Consider the following 14,835-nt stretch of genomic DNA (forward strand, 5'->3'; position numbering starts at 1 on the left):
CAACGATGGCGCATGCTAAGAACCACGATTACCACATTCTGCCGGCCTCCATCTGGCCGTTCCTCGCTTCGGTGGGGGTGTTCGTCATGCTGTTCGGCGCCGTCGCATGGATGAGCGGTGACGTCACCCTGATGGGTGCCGCGATCACCGGTCCCTGGCTGTTCGGGATCGGCCTGATCGCGACCTGCTATGTGGCCTTCGGCTGGTGGGCGGATGTCGTGCGCGAGGCGGAATCGGGCGATCATACCCCCGTCGTGCGCATCGGCCTGCAGGTCGGCTTCATCCTGTTCGTGCTGTCCGAGGCGATGCTGTTCGTGTCGCTGTTCTGGAACTTCATGAAGAACGCACTCTATCCGATGGGCGAACAGAGCCCGATCACCGATGGCGTCTGGCCGCCCGAGGGGATCCAGACCTTCGACCCCTGGCATCTGCCCTTCATCAACACGCTGATCCTGCTGCTGTCGGGTGTGGCCGTCACCTGGGCGCACCATGCCTGGGCGCATGAGGGCGACCGCAAGACCACGATCAACGGCCTGGCCATCGCGGTCGTGCTGGGCGTGGCCTTCACCGGGCTTCAGGCCTACGAATACAGCCACGCGGCCTTCGGCCTGGCCGACACCGCCTATGCCTCGGCCTTCTATATCGCCACCGGGTTCCACGGGCTGCACGTGCTGATCGGCACGATCTTCCTGCTGGTCTGCCTGATCCGCTTCACCCGCGGCCAGATGACCCGCGACCAGCATATCGGCTTCGAGGCCGCCGCCTGGTACTGGCACTTCGTCGACGTGATCTGGCTGGTGCTGTTCGCCGTCATCTACGTCTGGGGCAGCTGATTTCCCCGACGCGACGAAACGGCGCGCGGGGGCTGTCCCCGCGCGTTTTTCGTCCGGCCCGTCCCGAAAGCCCCATGCGCCGTTACCTTTTCCCCGTCCTGATCGGCATCGTCGGATGCACCATCCTGATCCAGCTTGGCCTGTGGCAGCTGGATCGGCGCGACTGGAAGGAAGGCATGCTGGACCAGATCCGGCAGGGTATCGACGCCGAACCCGTGCCGCTGCCGGGCGATATCGACCCGTCGATGAAATACATGCCCGTCACGGTCGAGGGCACCACCTCGGGGGCCGAGATCAACGTGCTGTCCCATACCAAGGAGCAGGGCGCGGGATACCAGGTCGTGTCGCGCTTCATCACGGATGACGGTCGCGCGATCCTGCTGGATCGGGGTTTCGTACCCCAGGACGATCGGCATGTGAAACGCGGCCCCGTGCGGCTGCGCGTGACGGGCAACCTGCATTGGCCGCAGGATGCCGGCAGCTCGACCCCGGCACCGAACCTGGACGAGAACATCTGGTTCGCCCGCGACGTGGATGCGATGGCGCGGCAGCTGGGCACAGAACCCGTGCTGGTCGTCGCAAGCTTCGTCGAAGGCGACAACCAGGGCGCCGAACCCATTCCCGTCGCGATCGAGGGGATACCGAACAACCACCTGTCCTATGCCATGCAGTGGTTCATGATCGCCGCGACATGGGCGGTGATGACACTGGCGCTGATCTGGCGTATCAGGCAGCGCAGCTATTGAAGGATTGACGATGCGTTACGTCTCGACCCGCGGAGAGGCCCCGAGCCTGGATTTCGAACAAGCCATGCTGTCCGGTCTGGCCCGCGACGGGGGGCTGTACTTGCCCGAGACCATCCCGACCATCGACGGCCTGGACCGCATGGACGGCCTTCCCTACGAGGAGATCGCCTTCCGCGTCGTGCGTCCCTTCACCGGCGACTGCTTCACCGACGAGGAACTGCGCGGCGCGATCGACCGGGCCTATGACCGGATCAGCCACGCGGCCCGCGCGCCGCTGGTGCAGCTGGCCCCCGGCCATCACCTGCTGGAGCTGTTCCACGGCCCGACGCTGGCCTTCAAGGACTTTGCGATGCAGCTGATCGCGCAGCTGTTCCAGATCGCGCTGAAGCGGTCGGGTCAGCGGATCACCATCGTGGGCGCGACCTCGGGCGATACCGGATCGGCCGCGATCGAGGCCTTCAAGGGCATCGACAACGTGGACGTGTTCATCATGTATCCCCATGGCCGCGTGTCCGAGGTGCAGCGCCGCCAGATGACCACCCCCGAGGCGCAGAACGTCCACGCGCTGGCGATGACGGGTCATTTCGACGACTGCCAGGCGCGGCTCAAGGACCTGTTCAACGATCACGATTTCCGCGACACCGTCGGGCTTGCGGGCGTGAACAGCATCAACTGGGCGCGGGTCGTGGCGCAGATCGTGTACTACTTCACCGCGGCGGCCAGCCTGGGCATGCGCCCGACCGATTTCTGCGTGCCGACCGGCAATTTCGGCGACATCTTCGCGGGCAGCATCGCGCGCCGCATGGGCCTGCCGGTCCGTCGCCTGATCGTCGCCACGAACCAGAACGACATCCTGCACCGCGCGCTGACCACCGGCGAATACCGCGTGGGCGAGGTCGCCCCCTCGATCAGCCCGTCGATGGACATCCAGGTCAGCTCGAATTTCGAACGCGCGCTGTATCTGGCCTATGACAAGGATGCGGGTGCGATCCGCCAGCTGATGGACGAACTGAAGGCTGGCGGCTTCTCGATCAGCCAGGGCGCGCTGGAGACCCTGCGCGACGAGTTCCTGTCGGGACGTGTCAGCGAAGAGGAAACCACCGCCCAGATCCGCGCCACCCGCGATGCCACGGACGAGATCCTGTGCCCGCACAGCGCCATCGGCGTGGCCGTGGCCGAACGCCATATCGAACCGGGCGTGCCCATGGTGACGCTTGCCACCGCCCATCCCGCGAAATTCCCCGACGCGGTGGAAGACGCCATCGGTCAGCGCCCCGGCCTGCCGCCGCACATGGCCGGGCTGTTCGATCTGCCCGAACGCGTCACCCGGGTTGAAAACGACGTCGAGGCGCTTAAATCGCTGATCCTCGACCGGAGGACCAATTGAACCAAGACCCCAACAGCCGCCTGACGACCCTTCCCAACGGCCTGCGCATCGTGACGCGCCGGATGCCGGGGCTGCATTCCGCGGCCCTGGGCGTCTGGGTCAGCGCGGGCGGACGCAACGAACGCGCCGAACAGAACGGCATCGCGCATTTCCTCGAACACATGGCGTTCAAGGGCACGAAGACCCGCAGCGCCCTGCAGATCGCCGAGGCGATCGAGGATGTGGGCGGCTATATCAACGCCTATACCTCTCGCGATGCGACGGCCTATTACGTCCGCGTGCTGGAACAGGACGTTGACCTGGCCTTCGACGTCATCAGCGACATCGTCCTGAACCCGGTCTTCGACCAGCGAGAGATCGAGGTCGAGCGCGGCGTCATCCTGCAGGAGATCGGCCAGTCGCTGGACACGCCCGACGACATCATCTTCGACTGGCTGCAGGAAGCGGCCTATCCCGACCAGCCCATCGGTCGCACGATCCTGGGCCCGGCCGAGCGCGTAAGCAGCTTCGGCCGCGAGGACCTGGCCCAGTTCGTGACCGAACATTACGGCCCCGGCCAGATGATCGTCGCGGCATCGGGGGCCGTCGATCACGACCGCATCGTCCGCCTGGCCGAGGCGACGCTCGGCCATATCGCGCCTCGCCCGCAGGCGGTCCGCGAAGGCGCGCGTTGGAAGGGTCTAGAATTCCGCCGCGACAAGCCGCTGGAACAGGCGCATTTCACGCTGGCGCTGGAAGGGCCGGGCTATCACGCGCCCGACTTCTATGCCTCGCAGATCTTCTCGGCGGCGCTTGGCGGGGGGATGTCCTCTCGCCTGTTCCAGAAGATCCGCGAGGAACGCGGTCTGTGCTACACGATCTTCGCGCAATCGGGTTTTCATGACGATACCGGCATGATGACCGTCTATGCGGGCACGGGCGCCGACGATCTGGGCGATCTGGCCAACCTGACCATAGACGAAATCAAGCGCGCCGCGGAGGACATGTCCGAGGCCGAGATCGCGCGCGCCAAGGCGCAGCTGCGCGCGGGGCTGCTCATGGGGCTCGAAAGCCCCTCGGCCCAGGCCGAACGCGCGGCGCGGACCTTGGCGATCTGGGGCCATGTCCCCGATCCCGCCGATGTGGCCGAACGCATCGCCGCCGTCACCGCCGCCGATGTGCGCGCCCATGCCGAGGCGATGATCGCGAATGCGCAGCCTGCGCTGGCGCTCTATGGGCCGATTTCACGCGCACCGTCGCGCGATGCGTTGATCGAAAGGCTGGCCGCATGATCATGGCGCGGCGACGTTCCTTCCGGCTCGACGCCGAACGGATCGTGCTGCGCCTGCCCCAACATACCGATTTCACGGCCTGGAGCACGCTCCGGGCCGAAAGCCGGGACTTCCTGACGCCCTGGGAACCGGTCTGGTCGCCCGATCACCTGACCCGCAAGAGCTTTACCAACCGCGTCTACTGGGCCGCGCGGGCCAGCCGTCAGGGCACGGCCTTTCCGCTGTTCATCCTGCGCCGCGACGGGGCGCTGGTCGGGGCGATCACGCTGGACAACATCCGCCGCGGGCCTGCGCAATCGGGGACGATCGGCTATTGGATCGGCCAGCGCCATGCACGCATGGGCTACATGGCCGAGGCCATCGGCGTGCTGGTCCATTACGCCTTCACCACGCTGGACCTGTCCCGGATCGAGGCCGCCTGCCTGCCCGAGAACGCCGCCTCGCGCGGGGTGCTGGAGAAGTCCGGCTTCAAGTACGAGGGCGTCGCCCAGAGCTATCTGCAGATCGCGGGGCGCTGGCGGAACCACGTCCTCTATTCCAACCTGCGGCTGGACCGACGCGGCCGCACCGATATCCGCTGACAGGTTGCCCATGCTGAACCCCGCCGACGACCGCCTTGCCGCCTGCCTTCCGCAAGGCGTCCTGCGCGAGGTCACCCCCGCCCATGTCGAGGAACCGCGCGGGCGTTTCCGCGGGCAGGCGGGCCTTGTCGCGGCCCCCCGCGATGCCGAGGAATGCGCCGCCGTCATCCGCGCTTGCGCGGAAGCCCGCGTGGCCGTCGTTCCGCGTGGCGGCGGCACGGGCCTGGTCGGGGGCAACGTCATGCCCGACGGCCCCGCGCCCCTCGTCCTGTCGATGGAACGGATGACCGCCATCCGCGCCACCTGGCCCGAGGAAGGCGTGATGATCGCCGAGGCCGGGGCGATCCTGCAATCGGCCCGCGATGCGGCGGCAGCGGTGGGGCGCCAGTTCCCGCTGTCGTTGGCATCGCAGGGCAGCGCGCAGATCGGCGGCGTCCTGTCGACCAATGCGGGCGGCGTCAACGTGCTGCGCCATGGCAATGCCCGCGCCCTGTGCCTGGGCATCGAAGCCGTTCTGCCATCGGGCGAGATCATGCGCGACCTCCAGCGTCTGCGGAAGGACAATACCGGATACGACATGCGCGACCTGCTGATCGGGGCCGAAGGCACCCTTGGGGTGATCACGGCCGCATCGCTGGTGCTGGCGCCCGTGCCTGCGGAAACCGGCGTCGCGATGATGGTGGTGGACAGCCCCGCGGGGGCCCTGTCGCTGCTGTCGCTTGCGCAGGCGCGCATGGCGGGCGGCGTCACCGCGTTCGAGCTGATCTCGGGGCAGGGAATGCGCTTTCTGGCCGAGGCATTCCCGGACATGCGCCAGCCCTTCGACCCCGCGCCCGAATGGATGGCCCTGGTCGAGGTCGGCCTGCCTGCGGGCCTGTCGGCCGATGCCGCGCTGGAGGGGCTGTTCACCGCCGGCCTTGAGGCCGGGCTGGTCGATGACGGCACCATCGCGCAATCGGGTCAGCAGGCTGCGGATCTCTGGGCCCTGCGCGAACATATCCCGCTGGCCAACCGCCATGTCGGCGCGATCGCCAGCCACGACATCAGCCTGCCTTTGTCCGAGGTGGCGCGCTTCATCGCGGATGCGGGGGCGATGATGGCGGGGCAGGGCGACATGCGCATCAACTGCTTCGGCCATCTGGGCGACGGCAACCTGCATTACAACCTGTTCCCCGCCAAGGGCCGCCCGCGCGAGGAATATGACGATCGCCGCCGCGACCTGTCGCGGATGATCCACGAGATGGTCGTCGCACGCGGCGGGTCGTTTTCCGCCGAACACGGGGTGGGGCGGCTCAAGGCGCAGGATCTGGCCCGTTGGGGCGATCCCGTGCGCCTGTCGGCCATGCGGGCCATCAAGGGGGCGCTGGACCCCCTTGGCATCATGAACCCCGGCGCGGTCCTGGCTTAATCGCCCTCGAATTCGCACAAGGCATGGACCGGCATGTCCATGCCCTCCAGCAGCTTGCGACCGCCCAGATCGGGCAGGTCGATGACGAAGGCGCAGCCCACGACCTCGGCACCCAGACGGCGGCACAGCTTGATGCTGGCCTCGGCGGTGCCGCCGGTCGCCAGCAGATCGTCCACGATCAGCACGCGTTCGCCGGGCTTCAGCGCATCGTCATGGATCTCCATCACCGCCTCGCCATATTCCAGCTGATAGGCCTCGGAGATGACGGTGCCGGGCAGCTTGCCCTTCTTGCGGATCGGCACGAAGCCCGTCGACAGCTGATGCGCCACCGCGCCGCCCAGGATGAAGCCGCGCGCCTCGAGGCCCACGACCTTGTCGATCCGGTCCCCGGCATAGCCGTGCAGGATCTGGTCAACCGCCATGCGGAACCCGCGCGCATCGGCGAACAGGGTCGTCACGTCGCGGAAGATGATGCCTTCCTTGGGAAAGTCGTGGATGCTGCGGATGTAATCCTTGACGCTTCGGCTCATGCCGGACGCTCCATCTCGAACAAATCGGTCACGGCGGCATAGTCCTTGTAGCCCAGGCGCGCAATCCAGCCGCCCGCCGTGCGCGGATCGAAGCGCCCGTCCACGATGCAGTCGTCGCGCATGTGCACGCCCGTCACCACGCCGAAGACCGCGACATTCGCCTGACCGGCCAGCGGCACGACCTGCGTCATCCGGCATTCCAGGGATGCGGCGGCATTGCGCACGCGCAGGCAGTCGATCGTGTCGCAGGGCGCCATCTCGATGCCGGCGGCATCCGCCTCGGAACTGCCGGCGGGCAGGGGGGCCGAGGTCGCGTTCAGCGCATCGCGCAGATCGCCCGTCGCGATGTTGACGCAGAAGACGCCCGTCTCGATGATCTGGGCCATGCTGTCCTTGGTGCCGCTGCGGTCGGGCTTGGTCCCGGTCGAGGCGAACATCACCTGCGGCGGGACATAGGCCACCGCATTGAAGAAGCTGTAGGGGGCGAGATTGTCGCCCTGCGCGCCGCGCGTCGAGATCCAGCCGATGGGCCGGGGCGCGACGATCGCGTTGAAGGGGTTGTGTGGCAGGCCGTGTCCGGCTTCGGGGCGATAGAACATGATCGGCCTCTCCTTTGATGCGCGCCCAAACTGCCACCGGATTTCTGCATGTGCAATGTTCCGCATGGGAAAGCGCCGTGCTATGCGCCGCCCGTTGAGACGAGGATGCGCCATGTACCGGATCACCCCCGAGACGCCCGCCGATACCGCCGAGGTCGAGGCGCTCTATGATCTGTGCTTCGCGCCGGGGCGGACGGCGCTGTCGTCCTATCGCCTGCGTGACGGGGTGGCGCCGATCTGGCCCCTGTGCCTGACGCTGCGCAGCGACGGTCACCTGCTGGCCGCGATCCGGTTCTGGCCGGTGCGCGTGGCGGGGCGTCGTGTTCTGTTGCTGGGGCCCATCGCGGTCCATCCCACCGCGCAGGGCGAGGGTCTGGGCGGGATGCTGATGCGCGACAGCCTGGAACGCGCGCGCGGCATGGGATTCGGGCGGGTGCTTCTGGTGGGCGATGCGCCCTACTATTCGCGCTTCGGCTTCGCGCGGCTGGACGAGGTCGAGATGCCGCCCCCCACGAATCCCGACCGGGTGCTGGGGCTGGAACTGCGGCCCGGCGCATGGGTTGATGTGACAGGCCCCGTGACGCGCGACGATACCGCGCCATCGGCCTGACCGCCCCCCGTGCCAAACGGATATGCCGAAGGATCCGCGATGACCGACAAGACCCCCATGGTTCTGCCTCCGATCTCAGACCCGTCCGTCCATGCCCAGATCGACCGCCTTGCGCAGCGGCATGCGAAGGCGGGCGGCATCGGGATCGACCTTCTGACGCGGGTGGGCAGCAGCGCCGAGGGGCTGCTGGACCGCTTGCCGGGCTTCGTTCGCAGCAGGCTGGACGGTGCGACGCAGGTGGCGCTGTCGCGCGCCTTCAAGGCCGCATCGGGCAGCAGGCGCGTCACGCGGGACCGTGGCGACATGTTCAACCGCGTGGCCTCGACCGTGACGGGGGCTGCGGGCGGCATCGGCGGCTTCGCGGGCGCGCTGGTCGAGCTGCCCTTTACCGTCACGCTTCTGCTGCGGGCGATGCTGGACATTGCCGCGGAACACGGTCTGGACCCCGACGACGAGGAGGTCCGCAAGGAATGCCTGCGCATCTTCGCCGCCGCCGGTCCGATGGAGGATGACGACACGACCGATCTGGGCTTCCTGGCCGCGCGGATGTCGGTCACCGGACAGACGGTTCAATCGCTGATCAGCAAGGTCGCACCGCGTTTGTCTGTCTCGCTCGGGCAGAAGATGGCGGCGCAGGCGGCGCCGGTCCTCGGGGCGGTCGTGGGGGCCGGGATCAACTATACCTTCGCGCGGTATTACCAGGAAATGGCGCGCGTGCATTTCGGGCTGATGCGGCTGTCGAGCGAAACCGGCCTGCCGCCCGAAGCCCTGGCCGAGGCGTTGCGACTGCGGATCCGGGCCTTGGGCTGATCACTCCTGCCCCTCCAGCGTCAGGGCGGTGTTGGGGCTGGGCAGATCGTCCGTGCCCAAGGGGGCCGAGGGCCGGGCAAGCCGCGGCTTCGTCACCCAGATCAGCCGTTCCTGCGCCCGCGTGATCGCGACATAGGCCAGCCGCTTCCACAGCTGTATCCCCGCCTCGTTCCGGTTCGACCATGCGGCGGCTGAGATGTCGGGCGCGAAGACCTGCACGTCGCGCCATTGCGAGCCCTGCGACTTGTGGATCGTGATCGCGGCCCCGTGCAGGAAGGTCGCCCCCATGCGGGCGGCGAAGGGGATGAAGGGTTCCTCTTCGTCCAGCAGCTCGATCTTGACGATGGATGCCGCGGACAGGCGCGGATCCTCGGCCCCGATGACATGCAGGCGTGAAAAGCCCGGCTTGCGCCCCGGACCCATATAGACCACCTGCGCCCCCTTGATCAGGCCCCGCGCCTCGAGGTCGATGCGCTTCTTGCGATGTTTCAGCGGCAGCTCGATCCCGTCGCAGACCAGCGGCTCGCCCGGCAGCAGGGCATCGCCCGGTGCGCCGAAAGCGGTGCGGAAGGCGTGGATCAGGCGGATGCGCGTCGCGTTGCGCCAGACCAGCACGGGGCTGCGCGACATGAGGTCGCTTTCGACGCGTTCGGACCAGACCACGCGGTCGTCGCGGCGGGCGGCGTCGCGGATCATGCGCTCGAACGCGTCGAAGGTCAGGCTGTCATCGGCCAGCGCATGGGCCAGATCCAGGATCGGGCTGTCATCCGATTGCCGGTGGATGCGGTCCAGATACAGGCGCTGCTGCGGGGCCAGGCGGTCGAAGACCATTTCCCCCGACTGCCCGACGGGGGCCAGCTGCGCAGGGTCGCCGAACAGGACCAGCGTCGGGAAGATCTCTCGCAGGTCGTCGAACTGCTTCTCGTCCAGCATCGACGCCTCGTCGATGAGACCCACGTCCAGCCCTTCCTCGCGTCGGCTCCAGCCGCGGATAAAGTCCGATCCGCGCAGGCCCGCCGCCGCCAGCGCGCCGGGAATGGATGCATGCTGCTGATAGAAGGCCAGCGCGCGATCCAGGGCCACGTCCTCCAGCGCCTCGATGTTCGGGCGGTCGCCCTGACCGGTCAGCCATTCGGCGATCTTTTCGTATTCAGGGTCGTAGACGGGGGTATAGAGGATGCGGTGGATCGTCGTGGCCGGAACGCCGCGCATCCGCAGCACGAAGGCCGCCTTGTTCGTGGGCGCCAGGATCGCGACGGACCGGCGGTCCTTGCGGCGGCGTCCCTCCCAGTCGGGGCTGATCAGATCGACGCCCGCCGCCAGCAGCGCCTTGGTCATCTGCGACAGGATCAGTGTCTTGCCCGACCCCGCCTTGCCGATCACGGCCATCACGCGGCCCTTGCCTTCGGTCGCGGGGGCGACCTCCTCGGCGATCAGGTCGATGCCCGCCTCCTGGAAGGTCTCGGCCAGCCGGTCCCAGGCGGTGGCCTGGTCGGGCGAAAGGGTAAGGGCGGGGGATGTCTGGGTCATGCGCCCTGAAATAGCGCGGCGGACCGGGAAAGCGAAGCCCCGCAATCGCGGGGCCCCGGCGGTGTTCAGTCGCGGGCGGCCAGCGCGTCCTCGAAGGTGCGCAGCCCGGTCGTGGGGGATTGCACCAGGACGGCCATGTTCCCCGGCTTGTGCTGGTTGCGATACATCTGCAGATGCGCGGCCGGGATCTGCGCCCAGGGGAAGACCTCGGACATGCAGGGATCCAGCCGGCGCTCCAGCATCAGCTTGTTCGCGGCGCTGGCCTGCTTCAGATGCGCGAAATGGCTGCCCTGCAGGCGCTTCTGGTGCATCCACATGTAGCGCACGTCGAAGGTGCAGTTGAAGCCGGTGGTGCCCGCGCAGATCACGACCATGCCGCCCTTCTTGCAGACGAAGGTGCTGACGGGGAATGTCGCCTCGCCCGGATGTTCGAAGACGATATCGACATTGTTGCCCTTGCCGGTGATGTCCCAGATGGCCTTGCCGAAGCGGCGGACCTCGTCGAACCATGCCTTGTATTCCGGCGTGTTGACGGTGGGCAGCTGGCCCCAGCAGTCGAACTCCTTGCGGTTGATGACGCCCTTGGCGCCCAGGCCCATGACGAAGTCGCGCTTGTCCTCTTCGCTGATGACGCCGATGGCATTGCCGCCTGCCGCGTTGATCAGCTGGATCGCATAGGACCCCAGACCCCCCGACGCGCCCCAGACCAGCACGTTCATGCCGGGCTTCAGCTCGTGCGGTTCATGGCCGAACAGCATCCGGTAGGCAGTCGCCAACGTCAGCGTGTAGCAGGCCGATTCCTCCCATGTCAGGTGGCGGGGGCGGGGCATCAGCTGCTGGGCCTGGACGCGGGTGAATTGCGCGAAGCTGCCATCCGGCGTCTCGTATCCCCAGATGCGCTGCGAGGGCGAATACATCGGGTCGCCGCCGTTGCAATGCTCGTCGTCGCCATCGTCCTGATTGCAATGGATGACGACCTGATCGCCGACCTTCCAGCGCTTGACCTTGTCGCCCACCGCCCAGACGATCCCCGAGGCATCCGAGCCCGCGATGTGATAGGGCTGCTTGTGGACGTCGAACATGCTGATCGGAACGCCCAGTCCCGCCCAGATGCCGTTGTAGTTGACGCCGGCGGCCATCACCATGACCAGAACCTCGTTGCTGTCGATGGTTGGCGTCTCCACGACCTCCAGCTGCATGGCCTTGTCGGGTTCGCCCTGACGATCGCGGCGGATCGCCCAGGCATGCATCCTTGCGGGCACATGGCCCAGGGGCGGCATCTCTCCGATGTCGTAGAGATCCTTCACGGGCGCCTGATAGGGCGCGATCGGGTTCGGGGCGTCCAGGGCCATCGTGTCGTCTCCTTCCCTTTGCTGCGGCGCGGAATCGCCGCTGATGGTCATCTTGCTACCGTCGTAAAAGTAATAAAGCAATAGTTTTTCATATTAATGCGCAACTTTGTGTCCGCCGCGACGCAGCGTATTCCGCATCGCAGCGAATTGACGCGGCAGTTTTGTTTCTGTAACGATCCGTGAAAGGCAATTTTATTGCGGATGTGATGACATGACCCAGAAGGACAAGCCCTGGCTGTTCCGGACCTATGCCGGGCATTCGACAGCGGCGGCGTCGAATGCGCTTTATCGTGCGAACCTGGCCCGGGGGCAGACGGGGTTGTCGGTGGCCTTCGATCTGCCGACCCAGACCGGCTATGACAGCGATCACGTCCTGGCGCGCGGCGAGGTGGGCAAGGTCGGCGTGCCCATCTGCCATCTGGGCGACATGCGCGCGCTGTTCGACCAGATCCCGCTGGAGCAGATGAACACCTCCATGACGATCAACGCGACGGCGCCTTGGCTGCTCGCGCTGTATATCGCCGTGGCCGAGGAGCAGGGCGCGGAGGTGTCCGCCCTGCAGGGCACGGTCCAGAACGATCTGATCAAGGAATACCTGTCGCGCGGAACCTATATCTGCCCGCCCGCGCCCAGCCTGGCGATGATCACGGATGTCGCGGCCTATACGCGCACGCATCTGCCGAAATGGAACCCGATGAATGTCTGTTCCTATCACCTGCAAGAGGCCGGCGCGACGCCCGAGCAGGAGCTGGCCTATGCCCTGGCGACGGCCATCGCGGTGCTGGACGACCTGAAGGGCAAGGTCCCGCCAGAGGGGTTCCCGGCAATGGTCGGGCGCATCAGCTTCTTCGTGAACGCGGGCATCCGCTTCGTGACCGAGCTGTGCAAGATGCGCGCCTTCACCGAGCTGTGGGACGAGATCTGCCGCGAGCGATACGGCATCGAGGAGGAGAAGTTCCGCCGCTTCCGCTATGGCGTGCAGGTCAACAGCCTAGGGCTGACCGAACAGCAGCCCGAGAACAACGTCTATCGCATCCTGCTGGAGATGCTGGCCGTCACCCTGTCGAAGAACGCGCGGGCGCGGGCGGTGCAGCTGCCCGCCTGGAACGAGGCCCTGGGCCTGCCGCGTCCCTGGGATCAGCAATGGTCGCTGCGGATGCAGCAGATCCTGGCCTACGAGACCGACCTGCTGGAATATGGCGACCTGTTCGACGGCAACCCCGTCATCGCGGCCAGGGTCGAGGAGCTGAAGCAGGGTGCGCGGGACGAATTGGCGGCGCTGGACGGAATGGGCGGCGCGATCGCGGCCATCGATTACATGAAGGCGCGGTTGGTCGAATCGAACGCGGCGCGTCTGGGGCGGATCGAGACGAACGAGACGGTCGTCGTTGGCGTGAACCGGTGGGAGCAGGGCGAGCCTTCGCCGCTGACGGCGGGGGATGGCGGCATCATGGTCGTCGATCCGGCAGTGGAACAGGACCAGATCGACCGGCTGCAGGCGTGGCGCGAGGCACGCGACGAGGGGGCCATCGAGGCCGCCCTCGCCGCGCTGCGCGTGGCCGCGCAGAAGGGCGCGAACATCATGCCGGCATCCATCGAGGCGGCCCGGGCAGGTGTCACCACCGGCGAATGGGCGGGCGTGATGCGGGCGGTGCATGGCGAATATCGCGGACCGACCGGCGTGTCCGACAGCCCCTCGAACCGGACCGAGGGGTTGGACGATATCCGCGAGGCGGTCGATGCCGTCAGCACCCGGCTGGGGCGCCGGCTGAAGTTCCTGATGGGCAAGCCGGGGCTGGACGGGCATTCCAACGGTGCCGAGCAGATCGCCTTTCGCGCCCGCGATTGCGGAATGGACATCACCTACGAGGGGATCCGCCTGACGCCCGAACAGATCGTATCGCGCGCGCAGCAGGAGGAGGCCCATGTCATCGGCCTGTCGATCCTGTCGGGCAGCCACCTGCCGCTGATCGAGGAGGTCGTCGCGCGGATGGAGGCCGCCGGCCTGTCGCATGTGCCGCTGATCGTGGGCGGCATCATCCCCGACGAGGATGCCGCGCGGTTACGGACAATGGGCGTCGCGCGGGTCTATACCCCCAAGGATTTCCAGCTGAACGCCATCATGCGCGACATCGTCGGATTGGCCGAACCGGGGGCAGTGGCCGCGTGATGCGCGGAAAGATACCGAACGCGTTCTGGTGATTTGAACCCTTCGCGCCCCCTGCTGTTTAACCGGCAGGAATGCATGCGGAGGTTCGATGCCGGAAGCCACCAACAGAAACAGCGCGATAGACCCGTTGCGCCTTCTTCTTGCGCTGAGCGTGATCGCCCTGCACAGCGGATTTCCGGACGGCGCGCCGGCGCTGGTCTATCAGTCGTTGATCAACGGGCTGTTCCGGCTGGCCGTCCCGGTCTTCGCGGTGATTTCGGGGTTCTTCTTTCTGGGGGCGATGCGGTCGGGCAGGGCAGGGGCCTATATCGGGCGGATCCTGTCGCTCTATGCGATGTGGATGGTGATCTATCTGCCGATCTACGGGCCCGATTTCACCTCGGTCGGGCATGCGGCGCAGCTGTTCTTCTTCGGCTATTTTCACCTGTGGTTCCTGCCGGGGCTGGCCATCGGGGCGATGCTGGTGTTGGTGCTGCGCAATCGCGCGGTGATCGCCGTCGCGGCGGTGATCTGCGCGATGACGGGGCTTTTGCTGGAATACCTGACGCTGTCCGGGCGCGCCTCGATCGAGCTGGATTTCTATCGCAACGGGTTGTTCGTGATCTTCCCGTTCTTCGCTTCGGGCTGGCTGCTGGCCGGGATGCCCCGTCCCAATGTCCGCGTGTCCTGGATCGCCCTGTCGCTGCTGGGCGTCGTGGCCGAGAGCATGTGGTGGTACCGGGTCGCGGGGGGCGGCTACGGGGTGGACACGATGGCCAGCCTGTTCCTGGCCGCGCCGCTGCTGTTCCTGGGGGCGGGACAGATCCGCGGGGGATGGGACGGCAAGAGGCTCGCCTCGATGGCGGCCTTCATCTACTTCATTCATGTCCTGATCATGATCACCGCAAGCCGCTTCGGACTGGAGGGGAATGCCAAGGCCGGATTCGTGATGGCCGTCAGCCTGGCGCTGGCCTGGTGGCTGGGGGCCGAACATCGCCGTCCGGTCCTGCGATTGCTGACTTGACAGGT

14 protein-coding genes are annotated in these 14,835 nt (G+C 66.9%); 10 read left to right on the forward strand and 4 right to left on the reverse strand.

Going from position 1 to position 14,835, the window contains the following annotated elements:
* Positions 1-5 precede the first annotated feature (5 nt).
* From KO490_RS07735 to KO490_RS07760, 6 genes are all read left to right on the forward strand, one after another.
* Positions 6-833: a cytochrome c oxidase subunit 3 gene (locus KO490_RS07735; protein ID WP_216018835.1), complete on the forward strand. Its 828-nt coding sequence runs from the start codon at positions 6-8 to the stop codon at positions 831-833.
* A 74-nt stretch (positions 834-907) separates the two neighbouring features.
* Complete coding sequence (locus KO490_RS07740; protein WP_216018836.1) at positions 908-1,579, forward strand: SURF1 family protein; 672 nt, start codon at positions 908-910, stop codon at positions 1,577-1,579.
* Positions 1,580-1,589: 10 nt separating this feature from the next.
* Positions 1,590-2,966 carry a threonine synthase gene (gene thrC / locus KO490_RS07745; protein WP_216018837.1) on the forward strand — a complete coding sequence of 459 codons (1,377 nt, stop codon included), beginning with the start codon at positions 1,590-1,592 and terminating at the stop codon, positions 2,964-2,966.
* Positions 2,963-4,237, forward strand: coding sequence for a pitrilysin family protein (locus KO490_RS07750; RefSeq protein ID WP_256447477.1), 1,275 nt, complete (start codon positions 2,963-2,965; stop codon positions 4,235-4,237). Before thrC ends, KO490_RS07750 begins: the two co-directional genes overlap by 4 nt.
* A complete protein-coding gene (locus KO490_RS07755) occupies positions 4,234-4,818 on the forward strand; it encodes a GNAT family N-acetyltransferase (protein ID WP_252727068.1) in 585 nt (194 codons plus the stop codon). The genes KO490_RS07750 and KO490_RS07755 overlap by 4 nt, the downstream gene beginning before the upstream one ends.
* 10 nt (positions 4,819-4,828) lie before the next feature.
* Positions 4,829-6,226: an FAD-binding oxidoreductase gene (locus KO490_RS07760; RefSeq protein ID WP_216018838.1), complete on the forward strand. Its 1,398-nt coding sequence runs from the start codon at positions 4,829-4,831 to the stop codon at positions 6,224-6,226.
* Here the strand turns inward: KO490_RS07760 and KO490_RS07765 are convergent.
* Positions 6,223-6,756 carry an adenine phosphoribosyltransferase gene (locus KO490_RS07765; protein ID WP_216018839.1) on the reverse strand — a complete coding sequence of 178 codons (534 nt, stop codon included), beginning with the start codon at positions 6,754-6,756 and terminating at the stop codon, positions 6,223-6,225. The genes KO490_RS07760 and KO490_RS07765 overlap by 4 nt on opposite strands.
* On the reverse strand, positions 6,753-7,355 hold the full coding sequence (locus KO490_RS07770; protein ID WP_216018840.1) for a flavin reductase family protein: 603 nt from the start codon (positions 7,353-7,355) through the stop codon (positions 6,753-6,755). Before KO490_RS07770 ends, KO490_RS07765 begins: the two co-directional genes overlap by 4 nt.
* A gap of 112 nt (positions 7,356-7,467) precedes the next feature.
* Here KO490_RS07770 and KO490_RS07775 point away from each other — a divergent pair, with 112 nt between their 5' ends.
* Both KO490_RS07775 and KO490_RS07780 read left to right on the forward strand, forming a co-directional pair.
* Positions 7,468-7,965, forward strand: a complete 498-nt coding sequence (locus tag KO490_RS07775; protein ID WP_216018841.1) for a GNAT family N-acetyltransferase — start codon at positions 7,468-7,470, stop codon at positions 7,963-7,965.
* Between the two features lie 39 nt (positions 7,966-8,004).
* Positions 8,005-8,775 (forward strand): EcsC family protein, encoded by a 771-nt coding sequence (locus KO490_RS07780; RefSeq protein WP_216018842.1) that lies wholly within the window; start codon positions 8,005-8,007, stop codon positions 8,773-8,775.
* Here KO490_RS07780 and KO490_RS07785 read toward each other — a convergent pair whose 3' ends face one another.
* Complete coding sequence (locus tag KO490_RS07785; protein ID WP_216018843.1) at positions 8,776-10,305, reverse strand: ATP-dependent RecD-like DNA helicase; 1,530 nt, start codon at positions 10,303-10,305, stop codon at positions 8,776-8,778.
* Positions 10,306-10,370: 65 nt separating this feature from the next.
* Positions 10,371-11,657 (reverse strand): crotonyl-CoA carboxylase/reductase, encoded by a 1,287-nt coding sequence (gene ccrA, locus KO490_RS07790; protein WP_216018844.1) that lies wholly within the window; start codon positions 11,655-11,657, stop codon positions 10,371-10,373.
* 175 nt (positions 11,658-11,832) lie between these two features.
* Here ccrA and KO490_RS07795 point away from each other — a divergent pair, with 175 nt between their 5' ends.
* Both KO490_RS07795 and KO490_RS07800 read left to right on the forward strand, forming a co-directional pair.
* On the forward strand, positions 11,833-13,827 hold the full coding sequence (locus KO490_RS07795; protein ID WP_303463151.1) for a protein meaA: 1,995 nt from the start codon (positions 11,833-11,835) through the stop codon (positions 13,825-13,827).
* 88 nt (positions 13,828-13,915) lie between these two features.
* On the forward strand, positions 13,916-14,830 hold the full coding sequence (locus KO490_RS07800) for an acyltransferase family protein (protein WP_368500191.1): 915 nt from the start codon (positions 13,916-13,918) through the stop codon (positions 14,828-14,830).
* Positions 14,831-14,835 lie beyond the last annotated feature (5 nt).

The organism is Paracoccus sp. C2R09 (assembly GCF_018860625.1).
Lineage (GTDB): Bacteria > Pseudomonadota > Alphaproteobacteria > Rhodobacterales > Rhodobacteraceae > Paracoccus.

What these genes read in the sequence shown, in the direction of transcription:
- KO490_RS07735 (WP_216018835.1), top strand. Translation starts at nt 6, where the DNA reads ATGGCGCATGCTAAGAACCACGATTACCACATTCTGCCGGCCTCCATC.
- KO490_RS07740 (WP_216018836.1), top strand. Translation starts at nt 908, where the DNA reads ATGCGCCGTTACCTTTTCCCCGTCCTGATCGGCATCGTCGGATGCACC.
- thrC (WP_216018837.1), top strand. Translation starts at nt 1,590, where the DNA reads ATGCGTTACGTCTCGACCCGCGGAGAGGCCCCGAGCCTGGATTTCGAA.
- KO490_RS07755 (WP_252727068.1), top strand. Translation starts at nt 4,234, where the DNA reads ATGATCATGGCGCGGCGACGTTCCTTCCGGCTCGACGCCGAACGGATC.
- KO490_RS07760 (WP_216018838.1), top strand. Translation starts at nt 4,829, where the DNA reads ATGCTGAACCCCGCCGACGACCGCCTTGCCGCCTGCCTTCCGCAAGGC.
- KO490_RS07765 (WP_216018839.1), bottom strand. Translation starts at nt 6,756, where the DNA reads ATGAGCCGAAGCGTCAAGGATTACATCCGCAGCATCCACGACTTTCCC.
- KO490_RS07770 (WP_216018840.1), bottom strand. Translation starts at nt 7,355, where the DNA reads ATGTTCTATCGCCCCGAAGCCGGACACGGCCTGCCACACAACCCCTTC.
- KO490_RS07775 (WP_216018841.1), top strand. Translation starts at nt 7,468, where the DNA reads ATGTACCGGATCACCCCCGAGACGCCCGCCGATACCGCCGAGGTCGAG.
- KO490_RS07780 (WP_216018842.1), top strand. Translation starts at nt 8,005, where the DNA reads ATGACCGACAAGACCCCCATGGTTCTGCCTCCGATCTCAGACCCGTCC.
- KO490_RS07785 (WP_216018843.1), bottom strand. Translation starts at nt 10,305, where the DNA reads ATGACCCAGACATCCCCCGCCCTTACCCTTTCGCCCGACCAGGCCACC.
- ccrA (WP_216018844.1), bottom strand. Translation starts at nt 11,657, where the DNA reads ATGGCCCTGGACGCCCCGAACCCGATCGCGCCCTATCAGGCGCCCGTG.
- KO490_RS07800 (WP_368500191.1), top strand. Translation starts at nt 13,916, where the DNA reads ATGCCGGAAGCCACCAACAGAAACAGCGCGATAGACCCGTTGCGCCTT.